The organism is Candidatus Profftia lariciata, assembly GCF_020541265.1.
Taxonomy (GTDB): domain Bacteria; phylum Pseudomonadota; class Gammaproteobacteria; order Enterobacterales; family Enterobacteriaceae; genus Profftia; species Profftia lariciata.
Map to the genome: position 1 here is coordinate 559,814 of NZ_CP045925.1, position 22,669 is coordinate 582,482.

Here is a 22,669-nt window from a genome sequence, read left to right on the forward strand (position 1 = left end):
TTTCTAAATTTAAGGATTATATAATGTCAATTAAATTGATTGCCATAGATTTAGATGGTACTCTCCTTAATAAAGATTATATTATTACACCTGCAGTAAAAAAATCTATTTTGACAGCTAGATCTCATGATGTACATATATTGTTAGCTACTGGACGTCCATTTGTTGGTGTAAGGCAATATTTACGTGATTTAGAGTTAGATAAAGTAGGTTGTTATTGTTTATGTAATAATGGTGGACTTATTGTCCATGCTAATAACGGTAAACCTTTATTCGAAACTTTACTAGATCATAAAGATTATATATATTTAGAGTCATTATCCCATCAAATTGGATCACATTTTCATGCCTTTAATCATCATGTACTTTATACAGCAAATCGTAATATAAGTAAATATACTATTCATGAATCATTTATCACAGGAATTCCATTATATTTCTGTCCTGCTAATGAAATGGATAAAAATATTAAATTTCCAAAAGTAATGATGATAGACCATCCAGATATTTTAAATAAAGCTATTGAGCGAATTCCAAAAGAAGTTTATAAACTATACACAATTATGAAAAGTAGTCCATATTATTTAGAAATACTCAATAAAAATGCAAATAAAGGTAAAGGAGTCGCTCTAATTGCTAAATATCTAAATATTTCACGTGAAAATATAATGAGCATTGGTGATCATGATAATGATTTAGCCATGGTGAAATATGCAGGTATTGGCGTAGCTATGGGTAATGCAGAACCTATACTTAAAGAAGTAGCACAGTTTATTACCAATACGAATGAAGAAGATGGTGTAATGGTTGCAATTAATAAATTTTTATTTTTATAAATAAATTATAAAATTTACTTATATTTAAAGTCAATCTAATAATAATATAATAATTTATAATTTAAATACTAATATTGTTCTTTGTAAGCTGAGTATTTTAAATATTATTAATTATACCCAGTTACTATAAATAATTACTATATAAATATTGTGCTTGATATTATAGTAATAATATTGAATATAACGATAAAATATTAATAAATTATGAAATAAATTTATGTTACTACTTAATTAGTATATTTTAGAATGAGTTATAAAATTATTTTTAGTTTATATTGCATAATTGATGTTAATATAATTTTTATATGTTTTTTATATTAATAACAATTATTTATGTGCTGCATAATTAAATAATTATAAATTAATAGTAATATTATTTATACTATTCTTTAGTTAGAATGAGTTATAAAAGAGATAAGTAAAATACAATATTGCTGTATAAAAATATTTGGTTTAGTCGTTCAACATTACTATATTTAGTACGTATATAAGATAAATGAATATAATTCTTACATAAAATTACTTAAAATAATAAAACAATTTATTTATATAAAATATTTATGTATTTATAATAATAAAATATATATTCATTATATTAACCTAGTTAATATTTTGTATCTTAAAGAAATATCATAATTTATTAATAATATATGAAATAAATATCATTTTTAACTTAAACAATATATTTTACTAAATGTTCTTGTTTGTTTTATTGTATTTTATAATAAAAATTTTAATCAAAAAAATAAATATTACTAATAATTTTTAAAAAAATAAAAATATTGGATATAGTATATATTAGCATAACGACCATATATCAAAATGCAATTAATTAAAATTTTGTAGACATAGATTGAGAAAATAATTTAATTTTTCTTAGTAAATAAAATAAATACATTTCTTTTAATAATGGTTAAATATTATCGTTAATGTGCATAAATACTTATAGTTATTACTCAATATAGTATAACTAGATTTATTTAAGTTTAATTAATTTAATAAAATTTATTAAATATTATTAAATAACTTGTTGTTTTAGTTATTTTTAATAAAAATAACATATTTATATTTATAACAGATGAGTTATAAAAATAAGAAATTAATAGTACGATTGTTTACTACGTTTATGTTCAGTTAAATCGCGTACACCCTGTAATTCAGGGAATATATATAATAATTCTTTTTCAATGCCTTCTTTTAAAGTGTACTGTACCATTGAGCAACCATTACATCCACCACCAAACTTTAAAATAGCAATACCATCTTCTGTAACTTCTATTAATTTTACTTGGCCACCATGAGTAGATAGTTGAGGATTAATTTTTGATTGCAATACATATTCAATGCGTTGACTCAATGGAGCATTGTTGTCTATATTAATTATTTTAGCATAAGGGGCTTTGATTGTTAATTGAGAATTTAGTTCATTAGTAATAAAATCTATCTTAACATCTTGTAAGTACGGCGCACTGATTTTATCAATATAAACAGATATTTTTTGAAAATCTATTTTAATATAGTTTATATCTAATGCATTAGGTAGGTAATAAGCAATACCACATTCTGCTTTTGGTGTACCTTGATTAGTAATAAAAATACGTATTTGAGTTCCTTTTTTTTTAGTTGACAATAGTTGATACAAATAATCTTGGGCAGTGTTAGTAATATTAATCATCAATATTTTACTCAATAGATAAATTATATGCTTGGTTATATTATAATTATTAATTATTTATAAATCTTTATCAGGTAATATATTTTTATATTTCGTATAATGTAATATTAATGACTTATTTATTTCATAGTATATACTATTTATCTACTTAATATATTATGAATATTATTCAATACTTTTAATAATTATAATTATAAATTATTATGACATCTTTATCGTATATTTAGGAAATGTTTATAAATTTAGTAATTACTGCTATATTTAAGTATTAATAACTATGAATACTTAAAAAATTTTTTATTAATCTCATAAATATATTAACATAATATTTTTATAGTTAATATAATTTTTAAACATATTATAATAGCAAAAATTATATATAGTAATACACTTTATGTGTATTTTTGGAGATTAAGAATCTATAAATAATATTTTTATAAGTATAAAAATATTATTTATAATGTATTTTAAACTTTTTACATATTTTTTATATTATAAATGAGATCTATATCTTATTAATCTATAATAATTATTTAACATTAAATTGAGGAATAAATTTCTTTAGTACAACAATAGTATAAAAATAATATTATTGTATTACAGATATATTCTATGCTTTATTAAGTTATATTTTGTCTTAAAAAATATTGAGTACATAAATAAATAATTTATATTTTGTATTTAATTCTATTGATTAAAATACTCTTGATGCTATAAATTTCTTTATTAATATTAGTTACTGTAATAATGATTTTAGATAAAATTTTATAATACTTTTAATAAAATTTTGCTAAAAAATTATTATATGATTAATTATCATACATATTATTTTATATATACTTTTATTAAAAAACTAAATAATTTAAACATAATAATATTTATTAGATATTTCTATTTATTTGAACCAATTTTATACATTTATATATTACATATATTTCGGTAATATAATAATTAATCAAATTATTTAACTAATATTTTTATTATAGAGATATAAATTATTTTAACTTTTATATATTTTATATATATGATTATAAATGTATGAATTATCTTACTTAACTAAATAAGTATGTACAGTTTTATTGATTATATTAAGATAGATTAATGTAATATATTTTAATATTTTATTAAATACTTACAAAAATTAAATTTTATAAAAAAATTATTACATAATAATATATACTATATTAATTATATGTGTATATACATTATAATATTAATACAATAACAATTATAATCATTATAAGATAATGATACTATCATTATATAAATTATTTATAAATATTAAAAAATATTTTTTATTATTTAATAATGTATAAAATCAAGAATATTAAGTATTAATTCTAAAATAATTATGCATAATAATATATTTTATATTTATAGAAATATTATTTTTTATAATCTACTATATATTCAGTTATCTTAAGTATATTTAAATAATAGATTGTAAATTAAATTAATTTTATAGTAATCACAACATAAAATATTAAGTAAAATTTATTTTATGGTGCCGAAAGCCGGATTTGAACCGGCACGTTTTTAACGGTTGATTTTGAATCAACTGCGTCTACCAATTTCGCCATTTCGGCACATTAATTAGTTAATATAGTATTAAATATTATATCAATCTATGATTTACATGTAAATATTATTTTCTATTACTTTGTTTAAAGTGATGAAATCCTAATAAGATTTAATTATTCTTATTTAATTTAATTTATTATATAGCATATTTAATATATATTTTATTAAAATATTTTTATATTTATTTTTTAGTTATTATATTTACATATATTGTATAATATTTTTTTAAAGAAAATTATTAAATAATAATAAATATTATGTATAATAATTTAATGAAATTTATTATTAGTAATAATAACAGCTTATTTTTTAATTATATTATTTAATAATAATAAATGTTTATTAAAAGCATTATATATATAAATATTTTACATATAAAGCATATAAATGCATTAATAACTATTAATAGATTATATAATAAATATACTATTACTGATAAATTATTAATAAATATATAGGTGTATTTTGTAAATAAGTATATTTATGAAATACACTATGTATTGTAAATATTGTATAGATATTATATTTTTATATTTAATCATATAACTTTTATAAGTTAATTTTTTATAAAAAGATTATGTTTTATTAAAAGATAAATAATTATTATTCAATTTATTGTAAAACTTTATGTTTTACTGATCAATATCATACTAACTATGATTAATTATTAAATCATTTAGAATACAGTAGTATTTTTATAAAATTATTAACATTAATTTTAGTTGTAATATTATATATGTTATCAATTAATTTAATATTATATCAACTGATAATATGCAATATTATTTATTTAATTAGTTAATATATTATATATATAAATAATATTTATACTAAATATTATATTAATATTTTTTATTACTAAATTTAGTCTATCTTTGTTAAGTTCAACCTATTCTCCAAGATCATTTTAATAAAAGTACTAAAATAATTTATTATTAGTAATATAATATAATATTATTAAATATTTTTTATCAAAATAAATAAAGAATTCAATTCAAATGTTGATTATTACTTGATTTATGTGTTATATATTAATTTATTTATATATTAATATCTACTTTATCTTGTATATAAAACATTTATATGTTATTACTATACATTATTTTCATAATAATTCTTTTAAATTAATTATGTCAATTTATAATCGAGTATTATTCTTATTAAATTTACTACAAAATATTTCATAATTATTTAAATAACATAGTAATACTACCATCATTAAAGATAATAATTACCTAAAATAATTAAGTACGATAAATAAAATAAATACAATTTTAATTGTATACTGAATTATTCTATTTTATATATTTATATAAATTATAAATTTTTTTAAAAAATGATATAATATAAATGTATTAAAATATTCTATAAAATATTACTATTCAAAAAATATATATATTATAGTTACTATAATATATATTGATATTGTATAACAAAAACAAAATTTTTTTAAAAAATTTGAGTAATAAAATATTTATTAATGATATTAACTTTTAATTTTGTCAACTATTTTCTTACAAAAGAATTAAGTATAATTATTGATAATATTTAAAAGTAATATTATTTATTAACTATTGTTACTTATATGCATTACTTGTTTATAGTAAATATTATATTTTAATTGATTCAATTTAATACCATATTACTTGCAAAATTATACTATTAATTTTTATATAGAACTATAAGATTGTAATTACCTATTACAATATGTAATATATAAAAAATAATAATTTATTAAAAATTTTTAATTCATTTAAATAATATATTATTATTAATAATAAATAATCTTCCAAAGATTATTTATTTTCTGATATATTCAGAATATTATTCTAAATTTTATTACTTTTTATTTATTTGAATCAATTAACTTAATAAGTTATAAAGATAAAATCTTTAATACAATGCGTATTATTTAAATAAGTTGTATTTATACAAAAATATATATTTTATTATTTACAATAATACGATTATATAAATAATAAAGATTATTAAAATAATATAATATTTTTTAAAAAATTCTTAATTAAGATTATTAGTACAAATATTTAGTTACTTGAAATAAATTGTATTTATTGATTCTTATTATTATACATTGATTAAAAATCAAAGTACAAATAAAAAATATTCTTAGTAAAAATTATTTTTTATTAAGAATTTAATCATTGCAAAAATATAATATTTTATATTATTTTTTATTTATAAAAATTATATTATTCATTAATAATTTTTAATGTAATAAATAAGTAATTTTAATAAATATTAATTATTTTTTTATTAATATTTTCTTAGATAGTAATAAATTTATAACTATTTTAGGATTTAATTCAATCATTTTATTACTTGGTGAGCAACATATGATTTGATGTTTACCGCGCGTACCAATCAACAGTGGATTTGTTGGTCCATATAATGTTATATTTGGTTTATTAAGGGCAGCTGCTAAATGACTGAAACCTGTATCTACCGATATAAGAGCTTTTGCTCCTAAAATTACATTTGCGATCATTTCAAGTGATAAATGTGATAATACTTGTACATGTTTAAAACCATATGCAAGTCGTAAAGATCTTTGTTTCTCGTGCTCCATACCCCATGGAAGCTTGATCTGAATATCCATGGGTTCAATAAAGGCAATAAGTTCTCGCCAGTACTCTTCTGGCCAGTGTTTTTCATAACGTGTTGTTGCGTGTAAAAATACAAGATAATGACTATAATTTATTGGTGATCTTTTAAGAAAGCGTTGTACAATAGCATAATCATGCTGTGTATTTGGTTGTTTATAATTTAGACTCAATGCAAATAATTTACGCATTCTTTCTATAGCATGTATATTTTTGCTTATAAAATAACGATGATTAAAGAATAAACTAGCAAGAGGTTCACGAGCACTACGATAATTTTGTCCATGAAGTGGTCCCTTTGCAATACGTGTAATAAGTGCTGCACTTTTTATTAGTCCTTGAGCATCAATCACAGCGTTATAATTACGGTATTGAAGATCTTTTTTAAAAGCATAGCGTTCTTTGCGGTTCACAGTGCAAAACCATTTTTTTTTCCAGCGACGAATTGCGACAGGAATAACACGCTCAACAGCAGGATGCCAATGTGGAATTTGTGAAAACATTTCTTCTACCACCCAATCAAATTTAATATTTGAAATATTTTGCATAGCATCTGTTAATGCGGGTAAAGTATGAATAATATCTCCTATAGATGAGGTTTTAACGATTAAAACATGCATATATTTTAAATCTCTCTCTTTAATAATAATTTTAATTCTTGTAAAACAACATCAGGTTTAATATTGGTTAAACTATAATCATAATTATATTCTGCATTACCTTTGCGAATTTTTAAATAACCAGTACTTAGGCGTATTATTTTAGCTGTATTAGATAATGGAGGAGTAAAATTTGGACTACTTGGTCCATAAAGAGCAACTAGTGGTTTATTAAGTGCTGCAGCAATATGCATAAGACCTGAATCATTAGTGACGATAGCTCGACATGCCGCTATTAATATCGTTACCTGATCTAAAGTAGTCTTTCCTATAAGATTTGAGCAATTGTTACGATTTTTTTTTAATAAATAATAAATATTGTTAGCTATTGTTTTATCTTTATCTGAACCAAAGAAAAAAATATGATACCCTTCTTCTATAAGCTTTTGCGCAAGAGTAGCATAATGATAATGTGGCCATCTTTTAGCTGGGCCAAATTCAGCTCCCGGACATAATCCAATACAATAACGATTATATGTCAAGTTAAATTTTGTTATTGTTTCTGTAATTTCTTTATTAGATACACTAAGTATTGGCCATAGTAATGGTTGAGATAATTTTTTGGTTGTTTTTATTTCTTGTAATGGATACGCTAATGCTACATAACGTTCTACCATTAATGGTAATATATTTTTATTAATTTTAGTATATACATTAGTTAATAGTCCATAGCGCATTTCACCTTTCCATCCAATTCTACAAGGAATAGAGGCAAAGAACGGAATTAACGCTGATTTAAATGAATTTGGTAATACATATGCATGATCATAATAATTATTACGTAACATTTTTCCTAAACGATAACGTTGACTAATATTTAGCACACCATGCCCTAAGGGCATGGTAATAACTTGATTAATTTCTGGCATACGTTTTAATAAAGAACAACACGAATGAGGCGCCATAACATCAATACTAGCATCAGGATACTGAACTTTTAAGGTTCTATATAAACTATGTGACATGATTATATCTCCTACCCATGAAGGACCTATAACCAATATCTTTTTTATGCTGTTGTATAATGTTTTATTATTAAATCGCATATTTAGATTTTTTATTTAGTAATGAAAGATATGTTCTAATACCTTCTTTAACATTTTTAAATTTTTTATTATAACCAACAGCTCGTAACTGAGTAATATTAGCTTTAGTAAATTTTTGATAATATCTTTTTAGTTCTTCTGGTAAAGGGGTATAACTAATATTTCCTTGATTATGATATTGACAGACAATATCAGCAATATTTTTAAAAGATTTAGCATGACCAGTCCCACAGTTAAAAATACCAGAAATACCTTTTTCCCAGAACCATAAATTAATATCTACAATATCAGTCACATAAATAAAATCACGTTTAAAAGTATCACTACCTTCAAATATTACTAAATCTCTTTTATTATGAATTTGATTATTTAAATGAAAGACAATACTAGCCATGTCACCTTTATGTCCTTCACGTGGTCCATATACGTTAAAATAACGAAAACCGCAAATTTGTGATGTCGCTGTAGGTAATAGATAACGAACATATTGGTCAAATAATAATTTAGAATAACCATAAACATTTAATGGATTTTCGAAAATACGATCTTCGATACATTGCTGAGTAGAACCGTAGATAGCTGCTGAGGATGCATATAAAAATGGAATTTGATGTTTTAAACAGACATTTAATAATTTTTTGGAGTATTGATAGTTGTTATCCATCATATATTTTCCATCCCACTCAGTTGTAGATGAGCAAGCTCCTTCATGAAAAATAACATCAATTTTTTTTAGATAATTAGTATTTATGATTTTTGTAATAAATTCATCTTTATCAATATAATCTGTTATTTCTAAATCTACTAGATTTACTATCTTTTTACCATCTTTAAGATTATCAACTACAATAATATTTTTATAACCAATGTTATTGAGCGCCTTTATCAAGTTACTGCCTATCATTCCAGCGCCACCTGTTACAATAATCATAAAATTTTCCTTCTAAAGAATATAGAGTCGCAGTTTATACAAAAATAAATATTCTTATTATTTCAATAATAGTGATTAAATTATTAATTAATAATATTATTTTGTATATAATATATATCTTAAAGATGACTTCTTATTATACGGTAATATAATATATTATTAATAATCATTTTAATATTATTTTGTTTTGATTTTAAATAATTATATACTCTATAATGTTAAGTTTAAACGTAATATAAAAATATCTATTATTTAGAGACTTTACTTTATATATTGTTATTTATTGATTAATCCTAATAATTTTTGCTATATAGTTCACTGCTCTTTATACTAATACAACTTACTAAATATTTAATTAGTATGCATATTTTAAAATTTATTAATATATAATGGATGATTAATAATTGATTATCACTAATAATACATTACAGTATATATAAAATTGTTTATATTTTATCTCATTGATATCATAACAAATAATACATTATAATATTTACTAATTTTTAGTAAACGACTATCTTCTTGTTATTTTTAAATACTTAACTTTCTAAATTAACTTATATAAAATATTTTTTCTATTTGATAAGGATTATAAAATTACAATTAACTAAAATATTTAATATTATACTATTATAATAAAAAATATATATTTATAGTTATGATATAAATTGTACCTTATATATTATTTATGTACTTAAATTACTTCATTATATAGGCAAGAAATTATAAAAAATATTATTAATTAAATTACTAATAATATTTTTTATTATTATAAATATCCTCATTATTCTTATTAATAAAGAATCATAGATAATAAATTTATGTATTATAATAGCAATGAAATCAATGCATTTTTTAGATATAATTTTATTTTATATAATTAATATATTATTTTATATTAAAAGTAATTTAATTATTATAGAGCATTATACAATATAAATAATTAATATACATTAGTCTATTTCTTAAAAAGAATTATCTGCGTTATAATTAATAACATATATTATCCTTTTTTAAAGGATAAGATATATAATGAAGTATTTTAATATAATTAAAATACTTATTAAACAAAAAAACATTTTATTAGTTAAGATATGCTTATTTGATTTATTTAACATAAGCTATGAGTATTATATTATGATCCAAATAATAAAAAATATAATAACTAAAATATATGGTGATAAAACTAGCCAACAAGATACTTATCTTATTGAAGATGAGTCTATAGTTAGTATAGATACCACTATTTCTAAGTTTACTTCTAATATTAATGGGTTAACAGAAGACGATGCATATAAACGTCTACTAGCAATAGGGCCTAATTATATAACCCATGCACAACAATCATTTATTGTATCACAATTGATTAATATATTTAAAAATCCATTTATTTTTATACTGCTATTTATAGCTATAATTATCTTCTTGACTGATTATGTTTTACCTCTATATCGCAGTGAAGAGCCTAATACAATTAATATAATTATAATTTTAATAATGATATCTTTAAGTGGCTTACTATGTTTTTATCAGGAGTTTCGCACTAATAAAATTATTAATAATCTTAAATATTTAGTACATAATAATGTAACCGTACTACGTAGATCAGATTTAACTGAAAAAACACAATATAAGAGCATTCCTTTTCAAGAACTAGTACCAGGTGATATTATTTTACTATCTGATGGAGATTTAATTCCGGCTGATATTAAATTAATTGAGTCTCATAATTTATTTGTTAATCAATCAGCATTTACTGGTGAGGCTATTTCCATTGCAAAATATGTAACAACTGCAGACATTAAACAAAAAATATGTAACAATACGGTAAATAAAATCTTTGATTTATCAAATATTTGTATGATGGGGACTAACGTATCTAGCGGTACTGCAAAAGCTATTGTGGTGGCAACAGGAGTGAAAACTTATTTTGGTTCACTAGCGCAATCTGTAATTAATACTCGTTCACAAACTGCATTTGATCATGGGCTTAATAAAATTAGTAAAATGTTAATACGCTTTATGCTGATAATAGTACCAATAGTTTTTTTCATTAATGGTCTTACTAAAGGATGTTGGACTGACGCCGCATTATTTGCTTTAGCTGTTTCAGTAGGATTAACACCTGAAATGTTTCCTGTGATTATTAGTTCTAATCTTACTAGGGGAGCAATTAAGTTATCTAAAAATAAAGTTATTGTAAAACGTTTAAATGCCATACAAAACCTAGGTGCTATGGATGTATTATGCACTGATAAGACAGGTACTTTGACAAAAGATTGCATCATTCTTAATAATTATATAGACATTAATGGATATAAAAATCAAAAAATATTACAATTAGCATGGCTTAATAGTTATTATCAAAGTGAAGCAAGCAATCTTATGGATAAAGCAATTATTAAATATACTCAAAAATATCCTGAGATTCAAGAGATAGCACAATTCAGCAAAATTGGAGAATTACCTTTCGACTTTATACGTCGCTTATTATCTGTTGTTGTTAGCGATAAACAACATCAACATACTTTAATTTGTAAAGGAGCAGTTGAAGAAATGTTATCTATTGCAACTCATACTATAGATAATGAGAATATTTTACCACTAAATGATAAGATGCGAACTAAACTTCTTCAGTTAGCTAATCATTATAATCAAAAAGGTTTTCGAGTACTTATGATAGGTACACGTAATTTTGGTGTAAAAGGATGTATTCTACCAATAAACAATAATCATGAACAAAATTTAGTAATACACGGTCTACTCACTTTTTTAGATCCACCAAAATCATCCGCTGCAGAAGCTATTTTAGCTTTACACAAACAAGGTATTATTATTAAAGTGCTGACCGGTGATGCTCCAATAATAACTAATAAAATTTGTCAAGATTTAGGTTTAGAGACAAGCAAAATGTTATTGGGTGATCAAATTGAAAATATGAACGATCAACAACTTGCGGAATTAGTTGAACAGCATACTGTATTTACTAAATTAGCTCCACTACAAAAGTCACGTATACTTAAGATATTAATGAGTAATGGTCATACTGTTGGTTTTTTAGGAGATGCTATTAATGATGCACCAGCTTTAAGAGATGCTGATGTTGGTATTTCCGTAGATACGGGAACTAATATCGCTAAAGAATCTGCTGATATTGTCTTACTAGAAAAAAATCTACAAGTACTAGAAAAAGCTATTATTATTGGACGTGAGACTTTTGGTAATATTATCAAATATTTACATATGACAGCTAGTGCTAATTTTGGTAATGTATTATCAGTCGTCGTAGCAAGTTTTTTTATACCGTTTCTACCAATGTTAGCTATTCAGTTATTATTACAAAATTTAATTTATGATATCTCACAATTTATTTTATCGTGGGATGTAATGGATAAGGAATTCTTGCAAAAACCACGTCAATGGGATGTCAATAATATTAATCGTTTTATTTTATGGTTTGGACCTACGTCATCAATTTTTGATATTATTACTTATGCTATTATGTGGTTTGTTTTTACCGCTAATAGTATTGAATATCAAGGAATTTTTCAGTCTGGATGGTTTATTGAAAGTCTATTATCACAAATGTTAGTTGTACATATGCTTCGTACACAAAAAATTCCTTTTATACAAAGTACTGCAGCATTACCAGTAAGCTTAATAACAATAATTATTATAATATTAAGTATTTATATTCCATTTTCATCGTTTGGTCATTTGTTTGGTTTGCAACCCTTACCATGGCAATACTTTCCATGGTTAGTTAGTATATTATTTAGTTATTGCGTTATCACTCAAGTTATGAAAAGTATATATATCAACTGTTTTAGACAGTGGTTTTGATGTAATATTTTTTAAAGTTTATTAATATAGTTATATATAAAATTTAAAGGTAATATAAATAAAATTATTTTTATAATTACTTTTTATGATACAAAATTGTTTATTAATATAGATAAAGACAATATTTAATTTAACAAACTAATTAAAGATAGATTTTTTAAATTATTTAATTTTAGCCTCTTTGTAAATAAAATACTGACGTATGATAGGATCAAATTTTTTTAATTGCATTTTTTCTGGTTTAGTACGTTTATTTTTGGTAGTCGTATAAAAATGACCAGTACCAGCAGAAGAAACTAGTTTTATTTTTTCTCTAATAGATTTAGCCATATTTAGTTCCTTAATAATGTTTATGAAGATGTATTAATATCAAGAAAGTTGTTTTATAAAAAAGATATTTATAGATTCTTGTATTTTAGTAAAAATATAAAGTTATAAAACTCGTGTATTGTTTATTGTAAAATATATGTTTCAATAAAGTTAAATATGTAATACTTATAAATCAGTTGAGATTTACTTAAATAAAAAATAAAAATTATTAAGCATATATTTATACAAATAAAGTAAAAAATATATTTTTTGAAAATTATAAGTTTTAAAAAAATTTATAAAAATACAAAATATTATTTAATAATAAGTATTATTTATTATGATAATATATTATTAATGAGTATTTATTATTTATAACTATCTACTATATTTTACAGAAAATTTATTTTTATTTAAAAGTATAAAATAACTGAAATATATTATTAGTAGTAATAATATTCTATTATAAAATAATATTAATTATTTAGCAATAAATAATAATTTAGTTTAATAATAATCAGATTTATAATAAATTTATTTAAAAAATTTACTTATTTTTAATAACAAATCTTACTATAAACTTTATAAGTTACTTATATTATTAATAACATATATATTTTCGTAATTTATGATTTGTAATAATCAGGCTAATATTTATTATCTATAATATATGTTTAATAACATTATTAAAATAATACACCGATATATGGTAATTATTTAGTAAATAATCTATAAAATATACTTTTTACTCAAAGACCTACTGAAAATAATTTGTATATTTTGTGGAATTAAGTTTAACAATTGTATTGTTGACATATATGCACAGAAAAGTATATAATTTATAATTATAAAATTTGTTTTTATAAACTTATTTAATTCAACATATTTAATTATAGTAATTTTTTATTACTTTGTATTTAAGATGCATTACTTTAAGTAAAATAAAATTCTTTATATTTCATCAAAGAACATATACTTTTGTAAAAGATATAAAATAGTTATTACATAGTTTGATTTATTTATTCTGTTGTACTTTATTTTTACTAAAATTAGTATTATATGTGTTGAGTATTTTACATCCAGCATTAATATAAATTATTTTTTTATATAAGTTTTTTGAAAATTAATTTTAATTATTACAACTAATATTAGTATCAAAAAATATATTGTTTTATTTTTATATTAAATAAATATATCAATATTATTTATAATACAATGCAGTTAAATAATTATATGATAATATCACTTGTAATTTTTTATTTTTTATTAATTGATAATTACATTATTAGTAATAACTAGTATCTTATCATCTCAATAGATACATTCTTATCTATTATCAGTAAATAAATATGCATGTATATTAAAAAATTAATATTATTTATTTTTTTAATTTAACTTATTAAAGTTTTTATAATTTAGAAAAGTATATTTATTATAAAATTATTTGTATGATAAAATTAATAATTTTGCATGAATCATAATTATATTTTTTAAAAAATAAATAAAATTATTGATTAATAAATTATTAATGAATATTAAGTATATTATGTTTTTTTGTTATTTTTAATGTTATTGTCTAATTATTAAGAAGCAATAAGATATAAAACATTTTAAAAATACAATATTGTATTGTATACAAAATAATTATTAATGATCAATAATAATATAAATTATATGGCGGTGAGAGAGGGATTTGAACCCTCGATACGCTTGTATGCATATACACGCTTTCCAAGCGTGCTCTTTCAACCACTCAGACACCTCACCATTAATGCATATAAATTTTTTTATTAATAATTAATATAATAAAATAATATATAATTAGTCAATATTATTTTTATTGATAAATCTTAATTTTTATTTTTATATATTTTCTAATATTGATAATATTTATTATAATTATTTGATTCTAGTAATCATATACGTGCTATATATTTTAAAGTAATATATATTATTATATAAATAATTAATATAATATTTTTCACTTAATTTAAGTATATCACAAAAAGCTAATACTCAGTTATAGTAAACACATTGCATATTAATTTATACTATAAAAATTTTCTGAAAAATGTATTATATTATTAATATTACAATATGTGTTTTTAATGTATAAAAAATATTTTTAGATAAATATTATTTTGATAATTTATAAAAAAAGATTTTATATACCATTAATTATAATTAATAACATAATATTAATTATTAATAATATATTGTATGAATAATATTCATTTATTATTTAATAAAATATTTAGTAGAATATATATGTATTATTTTATTATACTGTTTGCTAAAATTATATGAAGTAATATTTTAAATAAGCATATTATATTTTATAATAATTTGATATTTATTGCTTACTTCAGCATAATAAAGTTAGTTTAATTGGTAATAATGTACTTATAAACTTAATAATTTATTTTAATGTATTTAAACTATTAAATATATATCATATATATAATATATGGTATATATTTAATAATAATATTTTTATTAGTAATAAATAGTATTAATATTATTTCTTAATTAAGATAATATCTTTTATTATAAATAATATTATTTATATACTTGTATGTTAAAAAATTCTTTAATAAATAGAATTTATTTAAGTTTTTTGATAAAATAGCTAGATAAAATCAGTATATATTGTAACGATTATTTATTATATATTGTATTGCTTAAACAAAAGATATTTATAATATATTTATTATTAAATATAATGCAAAATTACTTATAATATGTAAAATTATTTAAAATATGATTAAATCATTATTAGTGAATAATAAATTATATTTTAATATAAAGTAGATAAAATATTAATTTTTTATCATACAAATAGTATTTTTAAGATTAATAATATAGTAACATACTATATTATTAATCTATAATAATATAGATTTATAAATCTATCAATCTAAAAAATAATTAAAAATATTTATATTAAAATAATTAGTAGTTACTATCATTATAAAATATAAATATTTTATACAAAAATAATATAAAAAAATTTTTAATATATGGTTTATTACATAAAAATTTATTATCTAATAATAACAAAAAAATATTAAAAATATATAACTCTATTGCTATAAATTTTTTATTTAGTTGTGTTATTATCATAATAAATAACACCATTTAAGTTAATGAGTATATTGCTGATTTATATATTAACTATTATAGTTATTATTCTATTTTAATAAAAGGAATATAATATGAGTTTACTTAATATCCCTGCTGGTAAAAATATTCCAAATGATATCTATGTAATTATTGAAATACCAGCTAATTTAGTGCCAATAAAATATGAAGTAAATAAAAAAAATGGATGTTTATTTGTAGATCGTTTTATGTCTACTACTATGTATTATCCATGTAATTACGGCTATATTAATAATACACTTTCTTTAGATGGCGATCCAGTAGATGTATTAGTTCCAACACCACATCCACTTCAACCAACTTCAATTATTGGTTGTCGTCCAGTTGGTATATTGAAGATGACTGATGAAGCTGGTGAAGATGTAAAATTAGTTGCTGTTCCAAATAATAAAATGACAACAGAATATAATCATATTAAAGATGTTCAAGATTTACCTGATATTTTATTATCTCAAATATTACATTTTTTTAAACATTATAAAGATTTAGAAAAAGAAAAATGGGTTAAAATAGACGGTTGGTACAACGCTCAAGCAGCTAAAGATGAAATAATGTCTTCTTTTAAGCGTGCTCATATCAAATAGTATTTTATACTTATTCAATAATATCATATGCAATAAAATTTTATTTTTCTGATTATTAAATATTTTTATTAGTTATCAATATGTAACCTTTAAAAAGCATACATAAAATTTATATATATGTTAAACATTATTTAATAAAATTTATTTATTAAATAAACATTTTTAGTAAAACCTACTTTGTCTTACCAAAAATATTTTTTATTTAATACATATATATGTTGGGATAAAAGATAACACTGATATATTAATATTTTATTAATTTTATTTAAAATTTAATTATTACATAACAATATATCGTTATGTAATAATTAAATATTAGTTAAATATAGATTTATTAGTTTCATAAGATGAGTTAAGATAGAGATATATTTATATAATCAAATGAATAAATAATATTACTATTAATTATAATAAAATAATTATTTATCTTATATTGTTGAATTGATAAATTAAGTAGTCATTAATTATATTAATTAATAACAATTTTATTTATTATATTTTTTATATATTTTTATAACATTTATTTTTATAAAAAAGATAATTATATATTATAAATAATTTTTTATAAAAAAATTTATATTATTATATGCTATATTAAAGAATATAAAAGAATTTATAAAACAATTATTAATATATATCTTTATAAGAGTTATATTTATTTTTATATATAAAAAATATTAATTATTAGATAATCTGTCGTATTTTAAATATAAAATATTCTTTAAGATAATATATTAAATCTTATTGATTAACACTGATAATATTAATTATTTAGAGTATTTTATCAGTAATGATTAGAAGTACTAGATTTTTAAATAAAATAAAATATTTCAATAATAGATTTTCGAGTAATGAATAATGATCATGATTCTATTAAACAACTTTTATAAGTTTTATTAAGACCTTTATAATATAGACAATATATACCCCTTTATAGTCAGTAAGAATATGATTGTATATACGATATATATAGATAGTTTTATAAAAAATATCTAAGATAGATTAACTATAATACATATATTATACATATATTCTATATTTTAGAATTTTCTGATTATATTAATCATTATCATACTAATGCGACAATAAGATAATTAATTCATATTAATTGTATTGCATATAAAAATTAATATAATTATTTATTCTGAATAAATTTACAACAATTATTATTCTTTAAATATTAATTCAATAAAAGAGATATTATGTGCTACACTCAGTTAATGCAAGAGTAATATAATCTATGATTATAGAATACTTAATATATTAAAAAATATTAATGTAATAATATCTTTTAACTAAATAAATTTAATATGCTAATAATATTATATATATTTTATCACTAAGATACAGTAACAATAATTTTTTATCTTTTTTAAAAATCACTCTTATTAAAAATAAATTATTTTATTTTTAAAAATAGTTATTTTTAAATTTTAATATTTATTTATTATTAAATTAATTATATACATGACTATAATTTAGTTAAATAATATTAATTTACTAAAAAAGATAATAATACTTTTAATGTTTATAAACTAGATTTACAATTATTTTTTAGCACTTAATAAATCTATATTCTATAGATAATTAAGAAATTATTATTTATATATTTCTAATAATTTTATTTTTATAATAAAAACTGAATAATTAACAAAATTCTAATAGGAATATTTTTAATATATTTAATAAAACATTTACTTAAATTTCTAGATATTTATGATAATAATAAATTATTAATTATCTGATATTTTAATAAATATTTTAATACTATTCATAACAATTAATAATACCTTAATGTCAGTATTTAAAATTAGTGATGCTAAATAGATATTTTGAATAGTTGTATGAGTACTTCACTTCTGAAAGATCCTATCTAATATTTTTAGTATTAGTAAGTATAAATAGAAAAATATTATCCAATAAAATACTTGTATATATTATATCTTGCAAAATAATAAGATATATTTTAAAGGTAAGTTATAGATTTGTATAAATATTTCTTATTTAAAAGCATGATAACTTATGGGGATTACGTGTACCGTGTTTAACTTAATAAACAATTTTTATAAAATATTTCATCAGATTATAAAAAACCTCAAGATGCCTACAAATTATTTAATTAACTATCGTATATTAAAATATGTCAATTTTTATATTCATAGTCAACTTATAATAAAAAAATGGTATAAACAAATTATTAAATTTATTCAACAAACATTATTCCAAAGAATAAAAAAACAGGAGATAACTAAATGTACTAGTAATTCAGTACAAAAATTAAATAATTATTTTAATGGCATAAAATTATTAACAGCGACTATCATGATAAATAAAAAAATTACTGGTTATTATTCTAATAAAGAAGTACACCATCTAGTAATAAATTTAGGTAATTCTAATTTATCTTATCATCCAGGTGATGCATTAGGCGTGTTGTATCAGAATAATTCTGCACTAGTAGAAAAAATTATCGAACTAGTATGGTGCACAGGTAATGAAAAAGTAATACTTGATAAACATCATATAACTTTACGTGAAGCATTAACCAATAATTTTGAACTCACAAAAAATACTACTGTTATTGTAAAAAAGTATGCCGCCTTATCAAATAATAAATTTCTTATGAATTTAATAACTAATAAAAATAATTTACAAAAATACGCTAATACAATAACTCTGTCTGATATGATGCAACAAGTTCCTACTCATTTAAGTGTTGAACAGTTATTATTATTGTTAAAACCAATGACACCACGTTTTTATTCTATTGCCTCTTCTCAAGAAAAAGTTGGTAATGAAGTTCATATAACTGTTGGCGTAGTACGTTATAAGATCAAGGGATATATTCATACTGATGGGGCCTCTAGATATCTGACAGATAGAATGAAAAAAAATAGTAAATTACGTATTTTTATTAAACATAATAAAAATTTTCGCCTTCCTACTAATTCAAAAATTCCGATAATTATGATTGGCTCAGGTACTGGTATTGCGCCATTTCGAGCTTTTATCCAACAACGGGCTATAGAGAGATCTACAGGAATGAATTGGTTGTTTTTTGGTAACCAGCGTTTTAATCAAGATTTTCTTTACCAGGTAGAATGGCAGAATTATATTAAAAAAGGTATTCTATCTTGCATAGATTTAGCATGGTCACGCGATCAAATACACAAAATATATGTCCAAGATAAACTTCGTGAACAAGGAGAAAAAGTATGGAATTGGATTCAACAAGGTGCAAATATTTATGTTTGTGGCAATGCAAGCTATATGGCTACAGAAGTTGAACTAGTTTTATTAGAAATATTTACTAAACATGGTAGAATGAAGATCGAAGAAGCCTATAAATTTTTAAATATAATGATTTTAAAAGGCCGCTATCAACGAGACGTATATTAATAATGATTCAAAAAATGTAAGTATCTCTTTATTAGTAAAGATTTAAAATATTTTATAATATATAGCTTACAATTTATTTTAAAATGCTTACATATTAAAGTATTTATTTATGTTATATAATGTCAAAAAATTAAAATAACTTAACTTATAATATTAATTAAAATAATTTTATCTATATATTTAGAGTATCTTTTAACTAGAATTTATTAAGAATATATTAATAAAATATAATATATGACATAAATCATTATAGTATAAATATATTATTGATGTACTATTAATATAGTAATAAAATATAATAATATCTAGATATGAAAAAATATTTTTATTATCATATACTATATAACAGAATTTTTTATTAATAATGATTTAATATTTTTAATGTTTATGTCATTCTTAATAAAATTATACTTTACATGAAATCTTAAATAAGATGTTACTATATTAATTGATATATTATTTATATAATATAAATATTTAAGCATGTATTACTTATATATATACTATTGTTATAACTTACTTAAACAAGTAATATATTATTAATTATATATTTATTTAAGCGCAAATTATAAATTTTATTATAAATATTATGATATATTTATTACTATATATTATTAAATAATACAAATATATGCGTGCATAATATAATTTATATAAATATACAAATATTATTTATTTTCATATTTGATTTATAGTCATGAATCTATTTTAGATAACTATAAAAACCTATAAATAAAAATGTTTTCTCTAGTTTTATTTTATTGATAATACTTGAATAGTTGCTCAAGATGATATACTAACATAGTATCATTGAAATAAAAACATTAATGATAAAAGTTATAATTTAGTTTGTATTAACATTTATTGATATAACAATATAATAAATAAATTACACAATACTTGTTAATATGTATACATAATGTATATATCTTGTGTTATTTTAATTAAATTAATAATAATTTATACCTATAATGTCTATTCAATTATTAATTAAAGTATTATAGTAGTTGCTATTTCAGATAGTAACAATTGTGTTAATCTCATTTACTTATAAAAATATTTTAATTAATTACAATTAATATTATGAGTTATTTAGATAACTACATAAATTTTATGTTGAACATGTTTATTTATACAATAATATAAAAAATATTTGTTGCTAAATTATATTATTTATTTTTGCAAAACAATATAGCATTACTTTATTTAAAATAATTATTTAGGTATTCTTTAAAAATATTTATAATATTATTACAGTGTTTTAATTATTATTATTAATAAATTAATGGATAATAATATCTCTTACTACAAAGTAGTAAAGAGATTTAAATCAATATTTGACGTATGTTTAATTAAAATATTAATGTTTTAGTTGTGATAACATAGTTTATTTTTTAGTAAAATATTAAAAATTAATATAATGTTTTTTATTATAATTTATTTGCTACAGCATTATATATCAATTCTTAATTAAGATAAAATATTTTTATAATTAATAAAAAGCATCTTTTACATATTATATATATATTTTAATAAATACATAAATGATTTAATTAAATAACAACTAAGAATTATGATAATTAATTTTGTAATTAAAAGAAAAATATTAAATATAATTTATATAGTAGATAGTTCCTATCTAAATATCTATTTTAGATATTTTTATATCTTTTATTATATAAAAGATTTTGTATTAAGAAATTTTGAAAAAAATAAATTATAAGAATATCTTTTAATAAGTTAAATTAAGTATCATGAAATTATTATAATAATGTAATAATATGAATTAATTATATTAATGCATATTTATATAGGTAATGTAATAGATGTCTAGATGTAATTTAAATAACTTTTAAAGTATACAATAAATACAAAAGTTTATGTTTGATATGCAAGATAAAACCTACAATTTTGTATTTATTATACACTTAAAGTGCATTTATTCAAAATAATATTATATTAGTAAATTTTTTATTATTTTCAATTTTTTGATATTTAGAGATTAGTATTAATGTATACTCAT

General features: G+C 19.4%; 9 protein-coding genes and 2 tRNA genes. 4 read left to right on the top strand and 7 right to left on the bottom strand.

Annotated elements, in window-relative coordinates; translation table 11 throughout:
* Positions 1 to 23: 23 nt before the first annotated feature.
* Positions 24 to 836, top strand: coding sequence for a sugar-phosphatase (gene yidA, locus GII40_RS01335; protein WP_226813596.1), 813 nt, complete (start codon positions 24 to 26; stop codon positions 834 to 836).
* 1,099 nt (positions 837 to 1,935) lie between these two features.
* On the opposite strand, the gene nfuA is transcribed toward yidA, so the two are convergent.
* The 5 genes from nfuA to rfaD all read right to left on the bottom strand — a co-directional run bounded on the left by nfuA (position 1,936) and on the right by rfaD (position 9,349).
* Positions 1,936 to 2,511, bottom strand: a complete 576-nt coding sequence (nfuA, locus tag GII40_RS01340) for a Fe-S biogenesis protein NfuA (protein ID WP_226813597.1) — start codon at positions 2,509 to 2,511, stop codon at positions 1,936 to 1,938.
* Between the two features lie 1,502 nt (positions 2,512 to 4,013).
* A tRNA-Leu gene (locus GII40_RS01345) sits at positions 4,014 to 4,097 on the bottom strand.
* A gap of 2,258 nt (positions 4,098 to 6,355) precedes the next feature.
* Complete coding sequence (gene rfaC / locus GII40_RS01350) at positions 6,356 to 7,333, bottom strand: lipopolysaccharide heptosyltransferase RfaC (protein ID WP_226813598.1); 978 nt, start codon at positions 7,331 to 7,333, stop codon at positions 6,356 to 6,358.
* A gap of 5 nt (positions 7,334 to 7,338) precedes the next feature.
* Positions 7,339 to 8,418, bottom strand: coding sequence for a lipopolysaccharide heptosyltransferase II (waaF, locus tag GII40_RS01355; protein ID WP_226813599.1), 1,080 nt, complete (start codon positions 8,416 to 8,418; stop codon positions 7,339 to 7,341).
* Positions 8,408 to 9,349, bottom strand: a complete 942-nt coding sequence (gene rfaD, locus GII40_RS01360) for an ADP-glyceromanno-heptose 6-epimerase (protein ID WP_226813600.1) — start codon at positions 9,347 to 9,349, stop codon at positions 8,408 to 8,410. Before rfaD ends, waaF begins: the two co-directional genes overlap by 11 nt.
* A gap of 1,137 nt (positions 9,350 to 10,486) precedes the next feature.
* On the opposite strand from rfaD, the gene mgtA reads away from it, so the two are divergent.
* Positions 10,487 to 13,192 carry a magnesium-translocating P-type ATPase gene (gene mgtA, locus GII40_RS01365; protein WP_226813601.1) on the top strand — a complete coding sequence of 902 codons (2,706 nt, stop codon included), beginning with the start codon at positions 10,487 to 10,489 and terminating at the stop codon, positions 13,190 to 13,192.
* 162 nt (positions 13,193 to 13,354) lie between these two features.
* Here mgtA and rpmG read toward each other — a convergent pair whose 3' ends face one another.
* Complete coding sequence (gene rpmG, locus GII40_RS01370) at positions 13,355 to 13,522, bottom strand: 50S ribosomal protein L33 (RefSeq protein ID WP_226813602.1); 168 nt, start codon at positions 13,520 to 13,522, stop codon at positions 13,355 to 13,357.
* 1,654 nt (positions 13,523 to 15,176) lie between these two features.
* Positions 15,177 to 15,268, bottom strand: a tRNA-Ser gene (locus GII40_RS01375).
* 1,448 nt (positions 15,269 to 16,716) lie between these two features.
* Here GII40_RS01375 and ppa point away from each other — a divergent pair.
* Positions 16,717 to 17,247: an inorganic diphosphatase gene (gene ppa, locus GII40_RS01380; RefSeq protein WP_226813603.1), complete on the top strand. Its 531-nt coding sequence runs from the start codon at positions 16,717 to 16,719 to the stop codon at positions 17,245 to 17,247.
* A 2,022-nt stretch (positions 17,248 to 19,269) separates the two neighbouring features.
* Complete coding sequence (locus GII40_RS01385) at positions 19,270 to 20,646, top strand: ferredoxin reductase domain-containing protein (RefSeq protein ID WP_226813604.1); 1,377 nt, start codon at positions 19,270 to 19,272, stop codon at positions 20,644 to 20,646.
* Positions 20,647 to 22,669: the final 2,023 nt, after the last annotated feature.